This window comes from Lentzea sp. NPDC003310, assembly GCF_040610935.1.
GTDB lineage: Bacteria > Actinomycetota > Actinomycetes > Mycobacteriales > Pseudonocardiaceae > Lentzea.
In genome coordinates this window covers 94,475-111,788 of the sequence record NZ_JBEXNC010000004.1, presented here as the reverse complement: position 1 = coordinate 111,788, position 17,314 = coordinate 94,475, and the positions used below count along the sequence as shown (strand labels likewise).

The 17,314-nt window shown below is 72.0% G+C and carries 17 protein-coding genes; 5 read left to right on the top strand and 12 right to left on the bottom strand.

The window, feature by feature from the left end; genetic code table 11:
• The first annotated feature begins 34 nt into the window (after positions 1–34).
• Positions 35–1,207: a GAF domain-containing SpoIIE family protein phosphatase gene (locus ABZX02_RS08135; protein ID WP_355296038.1), complete on the top strand. Its 1,173-nt coding sequence runs from the start codon at positions 35–37 to the stop codon at positions 1,205–1,207.
• Between the two features lie 3 nt (positions 1,208–1,210).
• Here the strand turns inward: ABZX02_RS08135 and ABZX02_RS08130 are convergent, their stop codons facing one another.
• Positions 1,211–2,086 (bottom strand): acyl-CoA desaturase, encoded by an 876-nt coding sequence (locus ABZX02_RS08130; RefSeq protein WP_355296716.1) that lies wholly within the window; start codon positions 2,084–2,086, stop codon positions 1,211–1,213.
• 274 nt (positions 2,087–2,360) lie between these two features.
• On the opposite strand from ABZX02_RS08130, the gene ABZX02_RS08125 reads away from it, so the two are divergent.
• On the top strand, positions 2,361–2,792 hold the full coding sequence (locus ABZX02_RS08125; protein ID WP_355296036.1) for an ATP-binding protein: 432 nt from the start codon (positions 2,361–2,363) through the stop codon (positions 2,790–2,792).
• Between the two features lie 107 nt (positions 2,793–2,899).
• Here the strand turns inward: ABZX02_RS08125 and ABZX02_RS08120 are convergent, their stop codons facing one another.
• Both ABZX02_RS08120 and ABZX02_RS08115 read right to left on the bottom strand, forming a co-directional pair.
• Positions 2,900–3,187: a hypothetical protein gene (locus ABZX02_RS08120; protein WP_355296034.1), complete on the bottom strand. Its 288-nt coding sequence runs from the start codon at positions 3,185–3,187 to the stop codon at positions 2,900–2,902.
• A gap of 127 nt (positions 3,188–3,314) precedes the next feature.
• Complete coding sequence (locus ABZX02_RS08115) at positions 3,315–3,686, bottom strand: hypothetical protein (RefSeq protein ID WP_355296032.1); 372 nt, start codon at positions 3,684–3,686, stop codon at positions 3,315–3,317.
• A 428-nt stretch (positions 3,687–4,114) separates the two neighbouring features.
• Here ABZX02_RS08115 and ABZX02_RS08110 point away from each other — a divergent pair, with 428 nt between their 5' ends.
• On the top strand, positions 4,115–5,134 hold the full coding sequence (locus ABZX02_RS08110; protein ID WP_355296030.1) for a glycosyltransferase: 1,020 nt from the start codon (positions 4,115–4,117) through the stop codon (positions 5,132–5,134).
• A gap of 54 nt (positions 5,135–5,188) precedes the next feature.
• On the opposite strand, the gene ABZX02_RS08105 is transcribed toward ABZX02_RS08110, so the two are convergent.
• The 6 genes from ABZX02_RS08105 to ABZX02_RS08080 all read right to left on the bottom strand — a co-directional run bounded on the left by ABZX02_RS08105 (position 5,189) and on the right by ABZX02_RS08080 (position 10,802).
• Positions 5,189–6,340: a glycosyltransferase gene (locus ABZX02_RS08105; protein WP_355296028.1), complete on the bottom strand. Its 1,152-nt coding sequence runs from the start codon at positions 6,338–6,340 to the stop codon at positions 5,189–5,191.
• Positions 6,337–7,221, bottom strand: coding sequence for a DUF3152 domain-containing protein (locus ABZX02_RS08100; RefSeq protein ID WP_355296026.1), 885 nt, complete (start codon positions 7,219–7,221; stop codon positions 6,337–6,339). Before ABZX02_RS08100 ends, ABZX02_RS08105 begins: the two co-directional genes overlap by 4 nt.
• 16 nt (positions 7,222–7,237) lie before the next feature.
• Entirely contained in the window at positions 7,238–7,945 is a 708-nt protein-coding gene (locus ABZX02_RS08095) for a hypothetical protein (RefSeq protein ID WP_355296024.1), read from the bottom strand.
• Positions 7,942–8,763, bottom strand: coding sequence for a hypothetical protein (locus ABZX02_RS08090; RefSeq protein WP_355296022.1), 822 nt, complete (start codon positions 8,761–8,763; stop codon positions 7,942–7,944). Before ABZX02_RS08090 ends, ABZX02_RS08095 begins: the two co-directional genes overlap by 4 nt.
• Before the next feature lie 110 nt (positions 8,764–8,873).
• Positions 8,874–10,055, bottom strand: a complete 1,182-nt coding sequence (locus ABZX02_RS08085) for a putative glycoside hydrolase (RefSeq protein ID WP_355296020.1) — start codon at positions 10,053–10,055, stop codon at positions 8,874–8,876.
• A 3-nt stretch (positions 10,056–10,058) separates the two neighbouring features.
• On the bottom strand, positions 10,059–10,802 hold the full coding sequence (locus tag ABZX02_RS08080; RefSeq protein WP_355296018.1) for a lysozyme: 744 nt from the start codon (positions 10,800–10,802) through the stop codon (positions 10,059–10,061).
• A gap of 279 nt (positions 10,803–11,081) precedes the next feature.
• Between ABZX02_RS08080 and ABZX02_RS08075 the strand changes: the two genes are divergently transcribed.
• Positions 11,082–13,511, top strand: a complete 2,430-nt coding sequence (locus ABZX02_RS08075) for a transglycosylase domain-containing protein (RefSeq protein ID WP_355296016.1) — start codon at positions 11,082–11,084, stop codon at positions 13,509–13,511.
• 7 nt (positions 13,512–13,518) lie between these two features.
• On the opposite strand, the gene ABZX02_RS08070 is transcribed toward ABZX02_RS08075, so the two are convergent.
• From ABZX02_RS08070 to ABZX02_RS08060, 3 genes are all read right to left on the bottom strand, one after another.
• On the bottom strand, positions 13,519–14,571 hold the full coding sequence (locus ABZX02_RS08070; protein ID WP_355296015.1) for an NAD-dependent epimerase/dehydratase family protein: 1,053 nt from the start codon (positions 14,569–14,571) through the stop codon (positions 13,519–13,521).
• A gap of 65 nt (positions 14,572–14,636) precedes the next feature.
• Positions 14,637–15,314, bottom strand: coding sequence for a DUF1990 family protein (locus ABZX02_RS08065; protein ID WP_355296013.1), 678 nt, complete (start codon positions 15,312–15,314; stop codon positions 14,637–14,639).
• Positions 15,315–15,316: 2 nt separating this feature from the next.
• On the bottom strand, positions 15,317–15,814 hold the full coding sequence (locus ABZX02_RS08060; protein ID WP_355296011.1) for a DUF1360 domain-containing protein: 498 nt from the start codon (positions 15,812–15,814) through the stop codon (positions 15,317–15,319).
• A gap of 408 nt (positions 15,815–16,222) precedes the next feature.
• On the opposite strand from ABZX02_RS08060, the gene ABZX02_RS08055 reads away from it, so the two are divergent.
• The gene (locus tag ABZX02_RS08055; RefSeq protein WP_355296009.1) at positions 16,223–17,302 is read left to right on the top strand and encodes a glycosyltransferase; all 1,080 of its coding nucleotides are present in this window, start codon (positions 16,223–16,225) and stop codon (positions 17,300–17,302) included.
• Positions 17,303–17,314 lie beyond the last annotated feature (12 nt).

The following is a 17,314-nucleotide window of genomic DNA, read 5'->3' as shown; positions in this document are numbered from 1 at the left end:
ATGTTCGACCGCGTCAACCGAAGGCAGGCACCCCGTGACCGCAGCAGCGGTGAACAGATATCTCGTCGTCGAGCAGGCGCTCAGATCGGCGGCGCCGCACGATCTGCTCGACGTCGCCCGCGAGCACCTGAGACGGCTGTACGGCGCGGACTCGGTGCAGCTCCTCCTCGCCGACTACGCGCTGACCATGCTGCAGCCCGTCGCCGAACTGCCCTACACGAGCGCGCCGATCCCGGTGAACGGCAGCACCCCAGGCCAGGCCTTCGGCGCCCAGCAGCCGTTCGTCGAACACCTCTCCGGCACCGCGGTCACGACCTACCTGCCGGTCACGGTCCGCGGCGACCGGCTCGGCGTGCTCGCGGTCGACCTCCCGGAGGCACCGGCCGAGGACGACGTCGCGGACCTGGTCTCGATCGCGCGGACCCTGGCCCACGAGATCCTCGTCGCCGAACGCGACACCGACCTCTACCTGCAGGCACGCCGCGCGACGCGGCTGACGCTCGCGGCGGAGATGCAGTGGCAGCTCCTGCCGGGCAGGTCCTGCCGGCGCTCCGAGTACGACCTCGGCGGCCAGCTGGAACCCGCCTACGCCATCTACGGCGACAACTTCGACTGGTCGACCTCCGCCGAGCACCTCACGCTCACGGTGACCAACGGCATGGGCGAGGGCATCGACGCCGCCCTGCTGACCAACCTCGCGATCAACGCCCTGCGCAACGCCCGCCGCGCCGGAGTCCCGCTGGCCGACCAGGCCGCCCTGGCCGACCAGGCGATCTACGGCCAGCACGCGGGCCGGCTGCACGTCGCGGTCCTGCTGCTGCAGTTCGAGCTCGCGACCGGCCGCGTCCAGGTGATCGACGCCGGCTCGCCCAGCATGTGGCGCCTGCGCGACGGCAAGGCCGAGAGCGTCAAGTTCGACGACCAGCTGCCGCTCGGCATGTTCGAGGACACCCAGTACACGGCGGAGGAGTTCCACGTCCTGCCCGGCGACCGGCTGATCTTCGTCAGCGACGGCGTCTACGACGTGGCCTCCCCCGGCGGCGAACGCTACGGCGAACGCGCGCTGGCCAGGGCCGTCAACCTCACCCGGCTGCTGCCCGCCGCGCAGGTGCCGCGCGAGATCCTCCGCCAGCTGGCCGGGCACCGCGACACGCGAGTCGTCGAGGACGACGCGATGGTCCTGTGCCTGGACTGGCACGGCCGCTGACGGTCAGCCCGCTGTGGTGTCCCGGAGCCTGCGGGCCAGGCGCTCCGGCCGCGGCCAGCGCACGTCAGTGACCCACCCGAGCCGTTCGAAGAGCCAGATCAGCCGCGCGGACACGTCGATCTGGCCGCGGCGGACGCCGTGGCGGGCGCAGGTGGGGTCGGCGTGGTGGGAGTTGTGCCAGGACTCCCCCATCGACAGGATCGCGAGCGGCCAGAAGTTCGCCGACCTGTCCCGGGCCTCGAACGGCCGGTCGCCGATCATGTGACAGATCGAGTTGACCGACCACGTCACGTGGTGCAGCGCCGCGACGCGGACGAGCCCTGCCCAGAAGAACGCGGTCACCGCACCCCACCAGCTCCACGAGATCAGTCCGCCGAGCACCGCGGGGGCCACCAGGGTGAGCGTGGTCAGCGCCGGGAACCAGCGGTCGACCCGGCGCACGTCGGGATCCGCGAGCAGGTCGGGGGCGAACCGCTCGGCGTTGGTCAGCTCGCGCCGGAACATCCAGCCCATGTGCGCGTGGCAGAAGCCTTTCGCCAGCGCGACGGCGGACGTGCCGTACAGCCAGGGCGAGTGCGGGTCGCCCTCCCGGTCGGCGTAGGCGTGGTGCCGGCGGTGGTCGGCGACCCAGCCGATCACCTTGCCCTGCATCGCCATGCTGCCGGTGATCGCGAGCGCGATCCGCAGCGCCCGCTTCGCCTTGAACGCCCCGTGGGTGAAGTAGCGGTGGAACCCGACCGTCACGCCGAGGCACGTGACGGTGTAGAAGGAGACCGCGAGCGCGATGTCGAGCCAGCCGAGTCCCCAGCCCCACGCCAGCGGGACGGCGGCGAGGAGCGCCAGTGCCGGGATGATCGCGAAGAGTTTGACCAGGAGCATTTCGAACGGCGTCTTCTCGCCTGCGAGCACGGGCTGCGGGCCCGTCTGTGCTCCGGTGACCGGTGAGCTCACGTCACGCACCTCTCCAGAACGGCAGCGGCCTCGTCGCGGCGCCGGTGTGCGGGGCGATCGGCATGTCCGCCGGCAGTGTCGGCTACCCGCGTCGCCGTGGTGGCAACCCTGCCGCCCATCTTCGCGCAGGACAGGGGGCCTGGGGCGAACGATCCGCGAACAGCCCGGTTTCGAGCGGTGAAGCCGAGGTATCTCCCAGGACATGACACCGGCAGAACGAGGCGATGCCGCCCCTGACGCGGGTGCTGATGGCGAGTGGCACGCACTGGAGCTCGTCAGCGCCGTCACCGAGACCGCCGACGTGCGCAGATGGGCGAGAGCGCTGCTGACCGACCTCGTCGAGGACGACCTCGTCGACGTGCTCCTGGTGGTCACCGAGCTCGCGTCCAACGTCTTCGACCACGCCCGGTTCCCGGCACGCCTGAGGCTCCGCAGGACTGATGACCCCTGTGTGGTCAGCATCGTCGCCGAGGACGCCTCGCCCGACCTGCCCCGCCTGCGACCGTCCACACCGGACTCGGTGCGCAGCCGCGGGCTGGTGATCGTGGAGCGGTTGTCCGAGCGGTGGGGCGTGATCCGGCGCCTGGCCGAGAAGTCGGTCTGGGCGGTCGTGCCCTGCACGACCGTGTCGTGACCGCGGCGGCCCCCTGGGGACGGCCCCCGAAGAACCGTCCTCAGGAGGCGGTGGCATGCGAGGTGCCCGGCCGAAGGTTCAGCCGGGCACCCTGGACGAGCCTCGGATCAGCGGTCCGAGTCGGCCTCGACGTCGGGGTTCACGCACGGCCCGCCGTCGTTGTTGGAGAACAGCGGCACCGCGATGACGTTCACGTCCACGTGGCAGACGTTGATGTCACTGAGGAGCTCGGAGTCCTCCATGTTGACGAGGCCGACCTGGTGCTTGTGGTCGTAGCTCGACGCGAGGTCCATCATGTCGTCCATCGCGTCGCCGCCCTGCGTCGCGAGCGCCGGCGTGCCCATCATCAGAAAACCGGCGCCCACGGCGGCCGCGGCCAAAGCCTTCTTCAGCATGACGTTTCTCCTCACGAACCAAGTCGGTTGATCTGCGCGTGCTCCGGGGGAACGGGGCCGGCACCCCGGCCTTGCCCCGTTCCCCCTTCGAACAACGGCGTCCCGCCGGAGCGGGCGCCGTGTCACGTCACTTGTCGTCGGGGTTCGCGCACAGGCCGCTGTCGTTGTCCGACAGGACCGGCACCGCGATGACGTTGACGTCGATGAAGCAGGCGTTGAGATCGCTGGCGACCTCGGAGTCGTTCAGGTCGGCGACGCCCACCTGGTCCGTGATGTCCAGCTCAGGGGCATCGGCCATTGCGGTGGAACCCATACCGAGGAAAGCGCCCGCGATAGCGACGGCCGCCCCTGCCTTCTTCAGCACAAAAATCTCCTTGATCGGATTTTCCAGAAAGGAACCGCGTCGGCCGGATATGCCGTTCGCAAGTTCGACAGGACCGTATCCAATCGGCTTGGTCGCACCAAATCGCCGATCACGCCATAGCGTGAACAAAACCACTTCCTATCACACGTTCGGGTGATACTCCAATTTCGATGTTTAAGAATTGCTCGCGCGCCGATCAGGCAGAACACAGGAATTCCGCGCGCGCACCCTGCCTTGGGGTGAATGATCGGGTTCCACGCCGGCTCCCGAGACCGCCGGGAGGACGGCGCGCCACGCTCGTCGACGTCCAGTCGGCGTGTCGCCGCAGGTGAGCGGGCTTGCCAAAGATCGCAACCAGCCGTTGAGCAGCTCCTTCGCCGGCCGACCCCGCGCTTGTCGGCGAGCCCGTCAGGCAATACGGTCGGGCGATCACCGGACGTGGTCGAGTTGAACCGGCAGCTCGTAATGGAGCTACAGACCGAGGATGCGGCCGGAATATGCGAATCGCGATGGTGTCGGCGCAAGCAAGTCCACTCACGGAAAAAACGGACCAGGGCGCGCACGTGGCGGAGTTGTGCGCAGGCCTGAGGTCGGCCGGACACGAAGTCGTCGTTTACACCCGGCGCGACGATTCCACGTCACCCGATCTCGTGCGCGGCCACGACGGGTTCGAGGTGGTCCACGTTCCGGCCGGGCCCCCTCGCGCGCTCACCGAGGACGAGCTCGTGACGCACCTCGGTGACTTCGCGGAGTTCGTCCGGCGGCGGTGGTATACCCAGGCTCCGGACGTCGTGCACGCGCACCACTGGACGTCCGGCCTGGTCTCGCTGATCAGCGCGTACCGCCTGCGCATCCCGGTGGTGCAGTCCTTCCACGGGTTCAGCGAGCCCGACACGCGGCAGCGGACCGAGGCCGAGTTCCTGATCACGCGGGAGGCGGCGTGGTTCCTGGCCACGAGCACCGAGGAGGCCGAGGCGTTGTGCCGGCTGGGGATTCGCCGTGCGCGCGTGTCCGTGGTGCCCAGCGGCGTGGACGTTTCCCGGTTCACGCCGGAGGGTCCCGTGGAGTTCCACGACGGGCGGATGCGCGTGGTCATGGCGGGAGAACCCGCCTGCGACACCGGCGCCGCGGCGGTCGGTGCGGTTCTGTCCACTGTGGACCACGTGGAGCTGGTGAGCACCGACGGGGTGTCGCGCACGGGCCGGCCGGCGGTGCTGAGGTCCGCGGAGGTCGCCGTGTGCGCGCCGAGCACCGAGAGGTACGGCATCGCGGCGCTGGAGGCGATGGCCTGCGGCGTTCCCGTCGTGGCCACCGCGGTCGGGGCGTTGAAGGACGTCGTGCTGCCGGGAGTGACGGGTCAACTGGTCGAGCCGGAGGACGGCCGGCGACTGGCGCGTGTGCTGAAGGCGTTGCTCAGCGACGAGACGCAGCGGGAGCAGTTCGGTGTGGCCGCGCGCGACCGCGTCCTGAGCCGGTACTCCCGGCGCCGACTCGCCCGGGAGGCGTTGTCCGCGTACCAGCGCGCGCTCGCGGTGCGCGAGGCCGCCGTTCCCCCGAAGTCGGGACGTGGAACGAGAGCGTGACGCGCTCACTCGCGCGGAAACTCCGGCGACGGCAGCGCCGTCGCCGGAGTTCGCCTACCGCGACAGGACAGCGGGCATGCCGACCCGCTGGCAGGCCAGCGCCAGCTCCAGCGCGACCCGCTCCCAGGCGTACCGCGTCCGCGCCCGGTCCTGGCCCGCGAAGCTCATCTCCTGACGCCGCAACCCGCTGCCGGTCAACGACCGGAGTGCGCGGGCCAGCGCGGACGGCTGCCGCGGCGGGACGTGCAGGCCGGTGACGCTGTGCACCACGGTGTCCGCCAGGCATCCGGTGTTCGCCGCGGCGACCGGCACCCCGCAGGCCATGGCCTCGACCGACACGCTACCGCAGCGCGACCGGTGCTGGGCGCACGCGACGACGTCGGCTGCCCGCAGCAGGGCGGGCATCCGCGAGTGCGGGACGTGTCCGAGGAACGAGACCCGGCCCAGCACGCCGCAGGACGCGGCCAGGTCGCGCAACCGCCGGTACTCGGGATCGCCGGCCAGTTCCCGCCGCGCCGGCCCGCCCGCGATCACCAGTTCGCCCCACTGCAGCCTGCTCAGCGCCACGATCAGGTCGTCGAACCCGTCGTGCGGCGCCAGCGCGCCCACCGAGACGATGCGCGGCGTCCCGTGCCGCGGCGCCGCAATGGTGGCCGGCGCGAACTCGCCGATGTCCACGCCCCACGGCACGACCACGACCGACGGCCGCCGCACCCCCAGGGCGATCAACGCCTTCAGCTCGTGCTCCGACGCGGCCACGACCTGGGTCACCGCACGCCCGACGAGCCGCACGACGCCGGCGTGCTCGCCGTCCGTGAGGCCGTGGAAGCTCTGCAACACCGGGATCGGCTGGTCCCTCGTCGCGAGCACGGCGGCGAGACCCGAGGTCCAGTGGTGGGCGTGCACCACGTCCGGCGGATCGCCGGCCCACTGCGCGCCGAGGAACCGCGCGAAGGTGCCGAGGTGCGGGACGACCTCCTCCAGCGCGTTCTTCGGGCCGGGCACGTGCACGAACTGGAAGCCGGGGTGCACCCGCACCCGGTCCGGCAGGCGCCAGTCGGTGCGCAGGCTGTAGACCGTCACCTCGTGCCCCAGCCGGTGCACCGCCTCGCAGAGCTTGCCGACGCGCAGCCGTGCGCCGGACACGTCCGGGTCGCGCAGCGCGGCCAGCGGGTTCGCCGTCAGGGAGACCACCGCGATCTTCACGGCGTCACCCCCACGCTCGGCCACGGGTTCGCGACGCAGGTCCTGCCGTCCCGCGGCACCGGCACGCCCTGGGAGGCACCGGCGGTGATCTCGGCGAGCCGGTCGTTGGAGACGGAGAACGTCTGCTGCATCATCACCGGCGCGGGCGCTCCGTCGGCGGGGCACACCTCGTGGCCGCGTCCGAGGTGGTGGCCGATCTCGTGGTTGACCAGGTAGCGCCGGTAGCCCGCCAGGTCGCCGGCGTAGGACTCGGCGCCGCGGAACCACCGCGGCGCGCTCACGTAGACCACGCCGCCGACGTAGCACGAGGTGTCGTACGGGAGCTGGTACCCGCAGACGGACCGCGCGGTCTCCGTCGCGGTGAGCCGGATCCGGACATCCGGCTCGGCCACGTCGACGCGCCGGAACGCGATGCCGCCCAACGCCGTCCAGCCCTTCGGGTCGGCCAGCGTCGCGTCCACCACCTGGGCGAACCGGCCCTGCTCACCCGGCAGCACCGCGCCCTGCTCGACCTCGACGGAGTAGGTGTGCACCCGGCCGGTGCCGACCTGCGCCGTGGTCCCGTTCACGGTCCTCCACCAGCCCTCGCCGAACGCGCGCACCGCCTGTCCCGGCGGCAGTTCCGGACCGGGACCGGGCTCGGGCCTGGCCGCCGGGGAGGGTGGTGCCGACTCCGGTGTGCTGGTCGTCGTCGGTGTGCTGGTCGTCGCCGGCGTGCTCGTGGTCGAGGACGGCGCCGAACGCACGGAGACGGTGGCGACGGCGGGCACCCGCGGCGCGGCCCGCTCCCGCTGGGCGGGTGGGAGGTTGCCCAGCACGCCGATCATCACCCCGCTGAGCGCCGAGGCGATCACGAACACGACGATCCTGCCGACGGTCATGAGTTCACTCCCCCTGTCACGTGCAGCTGAACAGCACCGGGCACCGGGCGTGGTGCAACGCCGCGAGCGCGGCCGGTTGGAGACCTTCCGCCGGACCGCGTTCCCGCCCGGACACGACGAGCAGGTCGCTCGGGTGCCTCCGCGTCTCCACCTGCACGGACCGGTGCTCGCGCACGAGCTCCACGATCACGTCGGGGCACGCGGCGTGGACGCGGTCGGCGACCTCGTCGGGCACGACGGGGCTGCCCGGACAGTGCCGGGCGAGCAGGCGCAGCCGGGTGGCCCGGCGGGCGTGGCAGAAGGCGATCGCCCGCTGCAGCACACCGTCGGCCCCCACCGGGCAGAGGACGGCGGTCACCACGCCGAACCGTCCCGCGATCGCCGCCGGGGCACCGGCGACGACCACGACGTCGCGTTCGTCCTTGCCCGCGAGCGGTGGCGCGGCCTTGGCCCTGGAGCGGGAGATCACCACGAGGCCGCCCTCCCAGCGGGCGGCGGGGCGGCCCAGGTGTTCGACGTGGACGGTCAGGTCGGGGTGTGCGGCGCGCAGCCTCGACACCTCGTCGTGCAGCGGGTCCGCGCCCGGGCTCGTCTGGATGACCAGGCCGACGCCCAGGGCGCTCGCGCAGCCGGCCGCCCAGGTGACGCCGGTCGGGCCGCAGTCGTGCGCGTCGACCAGGACGCAGGTCGCGGTGAGTCGGGGCGGGCCGGTGACGGCGGTCATCGGGTCACGCTCAGGACGTCGGTGGTCTCGCCGGGGTCGGTGGCGGGTGGAGGGGCCGGCGCTGGCGAGGTGGGGAGAGGTTCTGGTGGTGCGGGGACGGGCGCGGGGTTCGCGTGCGTGGCGGGGGCGGTTTCGACGTGCGAGGTACGGGCCGATTCCTCGTGCGCGGCGGCGGCAGGTTCGGCATGAGCGGCGGCGGGTTCCGCGTGTGTGGCGGCCGAAGCTGGTCCTGCCTGCGTGCGAGCGCCCGAGGGTTCCCCCTGCCGCGGCAGGGGCAGGTTCGGCTCCGACGCGACCGCCTCGTACCACTCCTCCAGCAACCGCTGCCGTTGCGCGATCTCGGCGAGCACGGTCCGCGACTCCCGCAGGGCTTCGCCGACGATCTCCCGCGCCCGGTCCCCCGCCTCGGCCAGCCGGCGTTGTGTCTCCTGCTCGGCTTCCTCGAGCAGCCTCGTCTTCTGGTCGGCGGCCTCCTCGGCGCGGCTGACCGCCTGCTCCGCGCGGGAGCGGGCCTCGGCCTCGATCTCCTCCACCTTGCGGCGCGCGCTGTGCAGGAGGTAGCGGATGCAGCCGGAGACGGCGTCGTCCTTGCTGTGGCCGGCGTGCAGTTCGCGGTACTCGCCGAGCTCGGACCTCGCCTCCTCCAGGTGCCGGGCCAGGTCTTCGGCCGTCGCCAGTGCGGCGTCGCGGTCGGCCCAGGCCAGTTCGGCCTGGGCTTCCAGCCTGGCGATCTCCTCGTCCACCTGGACGCGGTCGTAGCCGAGCCAGCGCGTGCGGAACAGCGGCGATCCCTCGTCCAGGAGGTCGTCGACATCCATGGCCCCAGTCCTTTCCCGAACGTGGGCGTACGTGCGTTGTGCTGGGCAAATACCCTGCAAAACCCGGTGCAGTCCGTCTTGACCGGCTTGCACACGGTCTAGTGAATTCCTCACGGACTGTCATCGATGACGGTGAAGTCGGCGTCCACGAGTCCGTCCTGGGCGTCCTGGGCGTCCCGGGGCACGACCACGCCGAGACGGGCGCCGGCGGCGCGGACGGCGTCGCGGGCTTCGGCGAGGAAGCCCTCGCCGCCGGCGTGGTCGAGCAGCACGTCGTCGAACCCGAGTGCGGCCGCCTCCGCCGCGATGGCCACGACGTAGCCGCGGACCTCCGGGTGCTCGGGGTCGGTGCGCGTGAGGGTGCCGTCGTGCAGGACGTGGTCGCGGAGACCCGCCTGCCACGACGCGCGGGCGAGCACCGGGTCGTGGAACGCGACCACCCGTGCGACGGCGCGCATCCCGGCGGCGTGCAGGTCCCGGACCGCGGTGCGCAGGTCGCACCGGCCCTCGACGGCGCCGATCCGCTGCGCCAGCGGCACCTCGGAGGGGTGCGCCAGGTGGCCGTTCTCGTCCTTGACGTCGAGCACGACGGTGTCGATCTCGCCTTGGCGGGCGCTGCGGAACACCGCGTCCCGGCGGGAGGGCCAGTCGGCAGGGCCGAGCCGGGTCGCGCGCACCTGCGGGCGCGGTGCGGCAACGGTGACCCACCGGCGGGTCGTGTTGCCGGCCGGATCGCGTGCCTCCACGAACACCGTCGCCGCGGACGGCACGGTCGCCTCGAAGCGCCCGTCCACCAGGTGCGCCGGGCTGTGTCCTACCCGGACGGTCGCCGCGCCGTCCGCGGTGCCGCGGATCGTGACCGGTGCGCGGGGATCGGTGGCCTCGGCGCGCGCCACGCTCAGGGCCGGCGCGGTGTCGTCGACGGTGAAGGTGCGTTCGAGCTCGGCCTCCACGCCCAGCACGGACGTGTCGCGGACCCGCGCGCGGACGGTGTGCGACCCCTCGGCCGGCTCGAAACCGGTCAACCGCAACAGGTTTCCGTCACGGCGCGTGCCGACCGCCTGGTCGTCGACGAACACGTCTACGCGGTCCAGGGTGGAGGGATCGTCGGCTGCGATGCCGAGGTGGCGTGCGGTGGCCGCCCGGACGACGGCGCCGTCCTCGACGCCGTGGATCGCGAGCCCGAATCCCCTGTGGTGCAACATGACCGCCATCGCCGTGGCCGTCACCGAGCAGACGACGGCGAAGTAGACGAGCACGATGAGCTCCGAACCGCGGGGCGGGGCGCTCATGACTCACCCCGCGGCCAGCGCGGCCAGGCGATCGGCCCCGCCGTTGAAGACGTTCTGGTCGATCGGCGACGACGTGAACTGCCAGATCGTGTGGAAGGGCCACTTGAACGGCATCGGGCCCGCCGTCGCCGCGTACCGGGCGAGCCACAGCGCGTTGGTGGAGCTGAAGTCGCCGGCGCGGCCGGTGCAGCGGTCCCACCACTGGGCGGACGTGTAGATCACCGGCCAGCGCTTCGTGAGCGCCTGGTAGGTGTCGCTGAAGCTGCGGATCCAGCCGATCATCGCGGCGTGGCTCAGGCCGTAGCACGTGTCACCGCCGTACGGGTTGTACTCGATGTCGAGCGTGCCGGGCAGGGTGCGGCCGTCCCGCGACCAGCCGCCGCCGTTCTGCACGAAGAACCGCGCCTGCGTCGCGCCGTCGGAGCGGTTCGGCAGGGCGAAGTGGTAGGAGCCCCGGATCATGCCGACCGCGGCGGAACCGTTGTACTGCTGGGTGAAATTCGGGTTGCGGTACCCGGTGCCCTCGGTCGCCTTGATGTAGGCGAACCGCTTCCCGGAGCGCCACCAGTGGCCCCAGTCGACGTTGCCCTGGTGGCTGCTGACGTCGATGCCGTCGACCCGGCCCACGCCGAGTTCGGGCGGCGACATGAGCATCTCGCCGGTGCCTTCGTGCTTGGCGATCTGCGATCCCGCGGCGTGGTCCTCGGTGCCTTCGGCGAGCGCGGGTGACGGGCACAGCACGGTCACGGTCAGGACGAAAGAGGCGGTGCGAAGGCCACGGCGGCGGGAAGGTTTTTGCGGGGACATCGGATTCCTCCCGGGTGCGTCAACGGTTCTGCTCGGCCAGCTACCCGTGACCGGAACGGAAAAACCGGACACCGATTTGTTGACACGAGCGAGTGAGCGACGTGGTGTTCAAGTACGCCAGGTGACCATTTCGCGGATCTCTTTTCATTCGATGCGGTCGCCTGATCGCTGTTTCGACGGGTAACCGACAGAACCTGATTCGGCGAGGGGAGTCTGACGGTGGATCGCAAGAGGATCGGGCCCTGCGTCGGCAAACTCGCGGGGCTGTGCGCGCTCGCCGGCGTTCTCGTCGCCGGACTCCTGTTCCCCGTCACGGCGACACTCGGGGCGATCTCCAATAAACTCAGTGACCAGGTCGGATCCACGCTGGCGCTCATGGTGACGGACCACCCGCCGCTGATGACGACCATCACCGACAAAGACGGCGCGCCCATTGCCCACCTCTACGACCAATACCGCGTGCGCACTCCGCTGGACAAGATCTCCTCCCACATGAAAGAGGCGCTGCTCGCGATCGAGGACCGCCGCTTCTACGACCACAACGGCGTCGACTGGTTCGCGAGCCTGCGCGCGGCCGCGCGCAACAATGCCAGCGGGTCGGTCCAACAGGGCGCGTCCACCCTCACCCAGCAATACGTCAAGAACTACCTCGTGCACGTGATCGCGCGGACGGACAAGAACGCGCAAAGGCAGGCCCAGGAGCAGAGCATCACCCGCAAGCTGCGCGAGGCGCGCATCGCGGTCGGCCTGGAGTCGGTGCTGAGCAAGGACGAGATCCTCGGCCGCTACCTCGACCTGGTGCCGTTCGGGTCGACCATCTTCGGCGTCACGGCGGCAGCGCAGGCCTACTTCGACACGACGCCGGACAAGCTGACGGTCACGCAGGCCGCGACGCTCGCCGGCATGGTCAACAGCCCCACCGCCCTCGATCCCGAGGCCCGGCCGGACAAGGCGGTCGAGCGCCGGAACCTCGTGATCGACGCGATGCTGGCCGAGGAGAAGCTGTCGCGGGAGGAGGCCGACGAGTACAAGGCCGCCCCTCTCGGACTGCGCGAGCCCGTGCGCACGGTGCAGACCGGCTGCGTGGGCGCCGGGCCGTCGTACGGGTTCTTCTGCTCGTTCCTCGTCAACCACCTGACCGAGGCCGGCTTCGACCTGGAGGAGCTGAAGATCGGCGGCTACCGGATCGAGACCACGCTGGACCCGAGGATCACCGAACAGGCGAAGCAGGCGGTCGAGGCGCAGGCGCCGAAGACCACTCCCGGCGTCGCGAACACGATGGCGGTCGTGCGTCCCGGCAAGGACGCGCACGACGTCGTCGCGCTGGTCGCCAACCGCGACTACGGCTTGAAGAAGGACGAGTTCCAGACCCAGTTCGACCTGCCCAGCGGCGTGGAGAACAAGTTCGGCACGGGGTCGGTCTACAAGGTCTTCACCGCCGCCGCCGCGCTGCAGAAGGGCATCGGCATCGACACGGTCGTCGCCGCGCCCAACACCTACACCTCACGGGTGTTCAAGGGCGGCGCGCCGACCTGCCCGGCCACCGGCGAGCCGAACACGTACTGGTACTGCCTCGCCAACCACAACGACCGCTACCCGCCGCAGATGCCGTTGCGGCAGGCGCTGGCCACGTCGCCCAACACGGCGTTCGTGATCCTGGAGGAACAGGTCGGGCTGGACGCGGTGGTGGACATGGCCTCCCGGCTCGGCATGCGCAAGACGATGGCGACGAACATCGCGGGCGTCGCCCCGGATCCCCACGGCGCCAAGGACCTCCGCCTGACGCAGGCGCAGTTCTACGCGGGCAACGGCAACGCCTCGTTCACCCTCGGCCCGGCGCCGTCGAGCACCCTCGAGCTGGCCAACGTCGCCGCGACCGTCATGAGCGGAGGCACGTGGTGCCCGCCGAACCCGGTCAAGCGGATCTTCGACCGGGACGGCAAGCCCGTCGAGCTCAAGCGGCCGCCGTGCGAGCAGGCGGTTCCCGAACCGCTCGCCAACGCACTGGCCGTCGGCCTCAGCGAGGACAGCAAGGGCATGGGCACCGCCGCGTACTCGGCGCGCAAGGCGGGCTGGAAGCGGCCGATGATGGGCAAGACCGGTACCACCGAGGAGTACAAGTCGGCGGCCTACCTCGGCGCCACCCCGGACCTCGCGGCCGCCGTGCAGGTGTTCAACGACAGCACGTCACCGCAGGGCATCTGCGTCGGTGCCGGAGCACCCCGCCTGTGCCCCGAGGGCAACATCTACGGCGGCACGGTGCCCGCGGCCACCTGGTTCGACGCGATGACGAAGGCGCACGCCGACCTGCCGGAGAAGCCGCTGCCCGAGGTGGAGGACCGCTACCGCCACGGCGACGGCAAGTTGAAGGTCCCGGACGTCGTCGGCACGGGCGTCGACAAGGCGTCGGCGATGCTGAAGGAGGCCGGTTACGAGGTGACCACCGTGTCCGTCAGCGCGCCCCAGCCGCGGGGAGCCGTTGTGGCGCAGTCACTTCGCGGCGTGGCGATGCGCGGGATGCAGGTGACGCTGTCCGTGAGCTCCGGTCCTCCCCCGCCGCCGAAGACGACCGACGCGCCGCCGCCCGCGGCCGTGCCCACCTCGGCGCCACCCGAGTCGGCGCCGGAGTCGGCGCCGCCCACGAGGTGAAGTGCCGTCAGGTCAGCGCCGCGGTGCGGTTGTCGTCGCGCAGCCGGTCACGGCCGAGAGCCGCGCTGCCTCCCGCGGCGCCGTCGGCGAGGCCGGACATCTGCTCCCGCGCGCAGTCGACGCTCGAGACCCGCGGCGCCCAATCCAGTTCTGTCCGCGCGCGGGTGGTGTCGACCAGGGGCGACCGCGTGCCCACGTCGAACCAGCCCGGGGACATGCGGATCGCCCGCAGCCGCCACAACAGGGCGACCGCCGCGCGCATCAGTCCACTCGGGACGCCCAGCGCGCGGGCGTCCACGACGCGCGCGAGATCGGCCGGGGTGAGCGTGTCCGCCGCGATGTTGAACGCGCCTCCCGCCCGGCGGCGCAGGATGCGCACGACCGCGTCGCCCACGTCGTCGGCGTGCACGAGCTGCACCCGCAGGCCGGCGGGCAGGGGCAGCAGCGGGATCCGCCCGTCGCGCAGCAGCCTGATCAGCCACCGCGGGACCAGCGGGTCGAAGAACAACGCGAGGAAGCTGGCCGACGCCGCGCGCTGGGCGACGAGCGTCGGACGCACCAGGGACACCGTCACGTCCGGGTTGTCCGCCGTGAACCGCGCGATGGACGCTTCGGCCTGCGACTTGCCGGTGCCGTAGACGGAACCCGGAATGCCGGTGGTGGGCCAGTCCTCGTTCACCGGCTGGTCGCCCGCGGGGGCGTAGGCCGCGATGGACGACGTGTGCACCACGTGCGGCACGCCCGCCCGGCGCGCGGCCTCGAACACCGCCGCCGTGCCGTGGTCGTTGGTGCGGTGCAACAGGTTCCCGCGCCGGATCGGCTGGAACATCCACGCCGTGTGGACGACGGCGTCCGCCCCGCGCAGGGCCTCGTCGAGCACCTTGTGCGCGCTCTCGTCACCGAGGTCGCACGCGTGCCAGGTGACCGGGCCGAACGGGGGCGAGCCGCCGGGCGGGCGGCGGCAGACGCCCACCACCTCGTGGTCCTCGGTGTCCGCGGCCAACGCGCGCAGCACACCGGTGCCCACGTTGCCCGACGCGCCCGTGATCACAACTTTCACGACAGGTCGTCCCTCCGCTGCGGTCGGCTTCCGGGCTCGGCTACCCGACGCGGAGGCCCCCAACCTCAGCGCAGCGGATCCGGCAGCGCGAGACTCCAGCGGCCCGCCCGGTCCGCGGTGCTCGGCGCGCTCACGACCGGCCCGTGCGCGCCGCCGATGAGCGCCTGCAGACGTTGCCCGGCACGCCGGTAGAAGCGCAGCTGCACGCGGCGGCCGAACCACCGCCAGCCCTGCCGCATCCACCAGGGCGCACGGGGGTGCAGCTGCGAGTAGCTGCGGGCGCAGAACTCGACGGTCCCGGTGGCGTGGTCCTTGACCAGCTCGTAGTCGACGCGGCCCCGTTCCAGATGGCCTTCGAGCGTCTCGTAGCTCCAGCCCCACAGCGTCCTGTCGCCGGACGCCTCGTCGCGCACCCCCGTCACGCGCACGCCCATCAGGAACCGGAGGCCGGGCAACCGGGCCTGCAGCAGGATGTCGCGCCCCATCAGCTCCGACCCGGCCTCGTAGAAGCCGCGGATGATCTCGGGCGGGGTGAACTCGTAGTCCGCCACCAGCGGGCGCGCTCGGTGCCAGAGCCCGCCTTCCTCCGGCGGTCCGGCGCCTTCCCGGCCCAGCTCGTGCCGGTGCACGTCGAACGTCCACTCGGGCCGCCGGACCTCCTCCTCCGCGTAGTTCAGCCCGCGGCCGCGCAGCGAGCGCAGCAGCGCGCCGACGTCCACGCGACCGGACGGCACCACTCGCACGGTCACTGCTTCGCCGCGTCGTAGGCGAGGTGCAGCCAGTCCGAGACGGCGACGGCGGACAGCGCGCTCGTGACCAGGCGGACGCTCCTCGGCGCGAGCACCAGGCCGGCGGTGAGTGCGCCCGCGATCCAGACGCCGGAGCAGAACGGGCAGGTCACCAGTTCACCGACCGCGTGCCGCACGCCCTCGCCGCGCACGGTCTCCTTCACCTCGGCCGTACCGGCGGCCTCCTCGTAGCGGGTGAACGGTGCCCGCAGCACGCTCGTGATCGAGGACTTCGTGGCGAGCCTGCTCGCCTTGTGCGTGGCCAGGGCGAGCAGGAGGGTGTCGCCGGCGGTGAACCGCTCCGGCAGGCGCGTCCCGCGGTGGCGGCCGACCGCCGTCGCGACCCCGACGAGGGCGGCGTAGGAGCCCAGCGACGCCAGGTACCCGAGCAACGGGCGCCGCTCGCCGTGGGCGTAGGCGCGCTGGACTCGTTCGAAGGACTTCCCGATCGGCATGGCCGAGTGTTGCCGTCACGTGCGCGTCCAAACCACGCGTGCGCGGGTTCGACCCGCACGACGGAGCCCGCGCACGGTCAGCACCGTCGGCTGGTTCTCCTTCGTAGCGCAGCGGTTCCCCGGCCTGCGGCCTGAGCTCACCGCGGCGGCAGGGGCGGGCCGGACGTGCGGGAGACGGGTCGTTCTCCGCGTGGTCGCGACGAATTCCGCGAGCGGTTCACCACCGCGTTGTTTGAACCGGTGCGAATCGGGGGCATACCCGGTCGCAGTCACCTCCGCGGGTCGAGAAACGGCCTGAGGGTGGCGCACGGGTGTCCGGCACCCCTGACGTCACCCGGCAGAGCGGCAGCACTCCTCCGAGTTGAGCAGCGAGCTCGGTCCCCTGTTCAGAGGCAGAAGGTGACCGGCTTGAAGATCGCCATGGTGTCCGCGCGGACTCACGACCTCGTCGACCTCTCCGAGGCGCTGCGGCGTCAAGGGCACGAGGTGGACGTGCACTCCCCTTCCCTGCCCGGTGCCGTCCCCGCGCTGGGAGACCTGGTGGCGGAGTTGGAGGCCGCGTGGCTCACCGCACCACCGGACGTGGTGCACACGCATTCCTGGACGTGCGGCCTCGCGGGATCGCTCGCCGCCCGCCGGCTCGGCCTGCCCGTCGTGCACAGCAGCGGCGGTCTCGGCACGGCGGCCGCGCCCGCCGACCGCTCCTCCGACCGGCTCGACGTCGAGCGCGCGCTCGTCCGCGAGGTCGCGCACCTGATCGCCCGCTGCCCCGGTGAGGCGGCCGACCTGGTTCTCGTCGGCGCGCAGCGGACACGGCTCTCCGTGGTGCCTCCCGGAGTGGACACCGAGGTCTTCGTCCCGGACGGCCCGCGCGCCCGCCGCCCGCTCCCCCACCGTGTCGTCGCACTGGGCGAACTGGTGCCCCACAGCGGTTTCCGCGAGATCGTCGCGACTCTGTCCACAGTGGACGACACCGAGCTGGTGATCGTCCCCGACCAGGCGGACGACGCCGGCGCGCGGGAGGCGCGGGTGCTCCAGGCGATGGCCCGCGAGCGCGGGGTCGCGAAGCGCGTCGTGCTCGCCGGCAAGGTGTCCCGGTCGTCGCTGCCCGCGCTCCTGCGGTCGGCGGACGTCGCGCTGGACCTGCCGTGGCACGACCGGTCGAGCTCCGCCGTGCTGGCGGCGATGGCGTGCGGGGTGCCCGTGATCGCCACGCCGGTCGGTGCCCTGCACGACGCGGTCGTCGACGGGGTGACCGGGCGGCACGTGCCGCCGCGCAGCCCCGGTGTCCTCGCCCGCGCGCTCCGGTCGTTGCTGGGCAACGAGGTCGAGCGCTTCGAGTACGGCGTCGCGGGACGCGACCGCGCGACCACCCGCTACAGCTGGGAGCGCGTCGCCGCGGACACCGCGCGCGTCTACGAGCACGTCGCGTCGGCACCTGTCGTCTCGCCGGCGCCCTCGGGTGCACGAGGTCGTGCGGCGGGGTGAGCGGCGGCTCTG

Coding starts and splice junctions, on each gene's coding strand:
- ABZX02_RS08130 (WP_355296716.1), bottom strand. CDS start 2,086: ATGCTCCTGGTCAAACTCTTCGCGATCATCCCGGCACTGGCGCTCCTC.
- ABZX02_RS08125 (WP_355296036.1), top strand. CDS start 2,361: ATGACACCGGCAGAACGAGGCGATGCCGCCCCTGACGCGGGTGCTGAT.
- ABZX02_RS08120 (WP_355296034.1), bottom strand. CDS start 3,187: ATGCTGAAGAAGGCTTTGGCCGCGGCCGCCGTGGGCGCCGGTTTTCTG.
- ABZX02_RS08100 (WP_355296026.1), bottom strand. CDS start 7,221: ATGACCGTCGGCAGGATCGTCGTGTTCGTGATCGCCTCGGCGCTCAGC.
- ABZX02_RS08095 (WP_355296024.1), bottom strand. CDS start 7,945: ATGACCGCCGTCACCGGCCCGCCCCGACTCACCGCGACCTGCGTCCTG.
- ABZX02_RS08090 (WP_355296022.1), bottom strand. CDS start 8,763: ATGGATGTCGACGACCTCCTGGACGAGGGATCGCCGCTGTTCCGCACG.
- ABZX02_RS08085 (WP_355296020.1), bottom strand. CDS start 10,055: ATGAGCGCCCCGCCCCGCGGTTCGGAGCTCATCGTGCTCGTCTACTTC.
- ABZX02_RS08060 (WP_355296011.1), bottom strand. CDS start 15,814: ATGCCGATCGGGAAGTCCTTCGAACGAGTCCAGCGCGCCTACGCCCAC.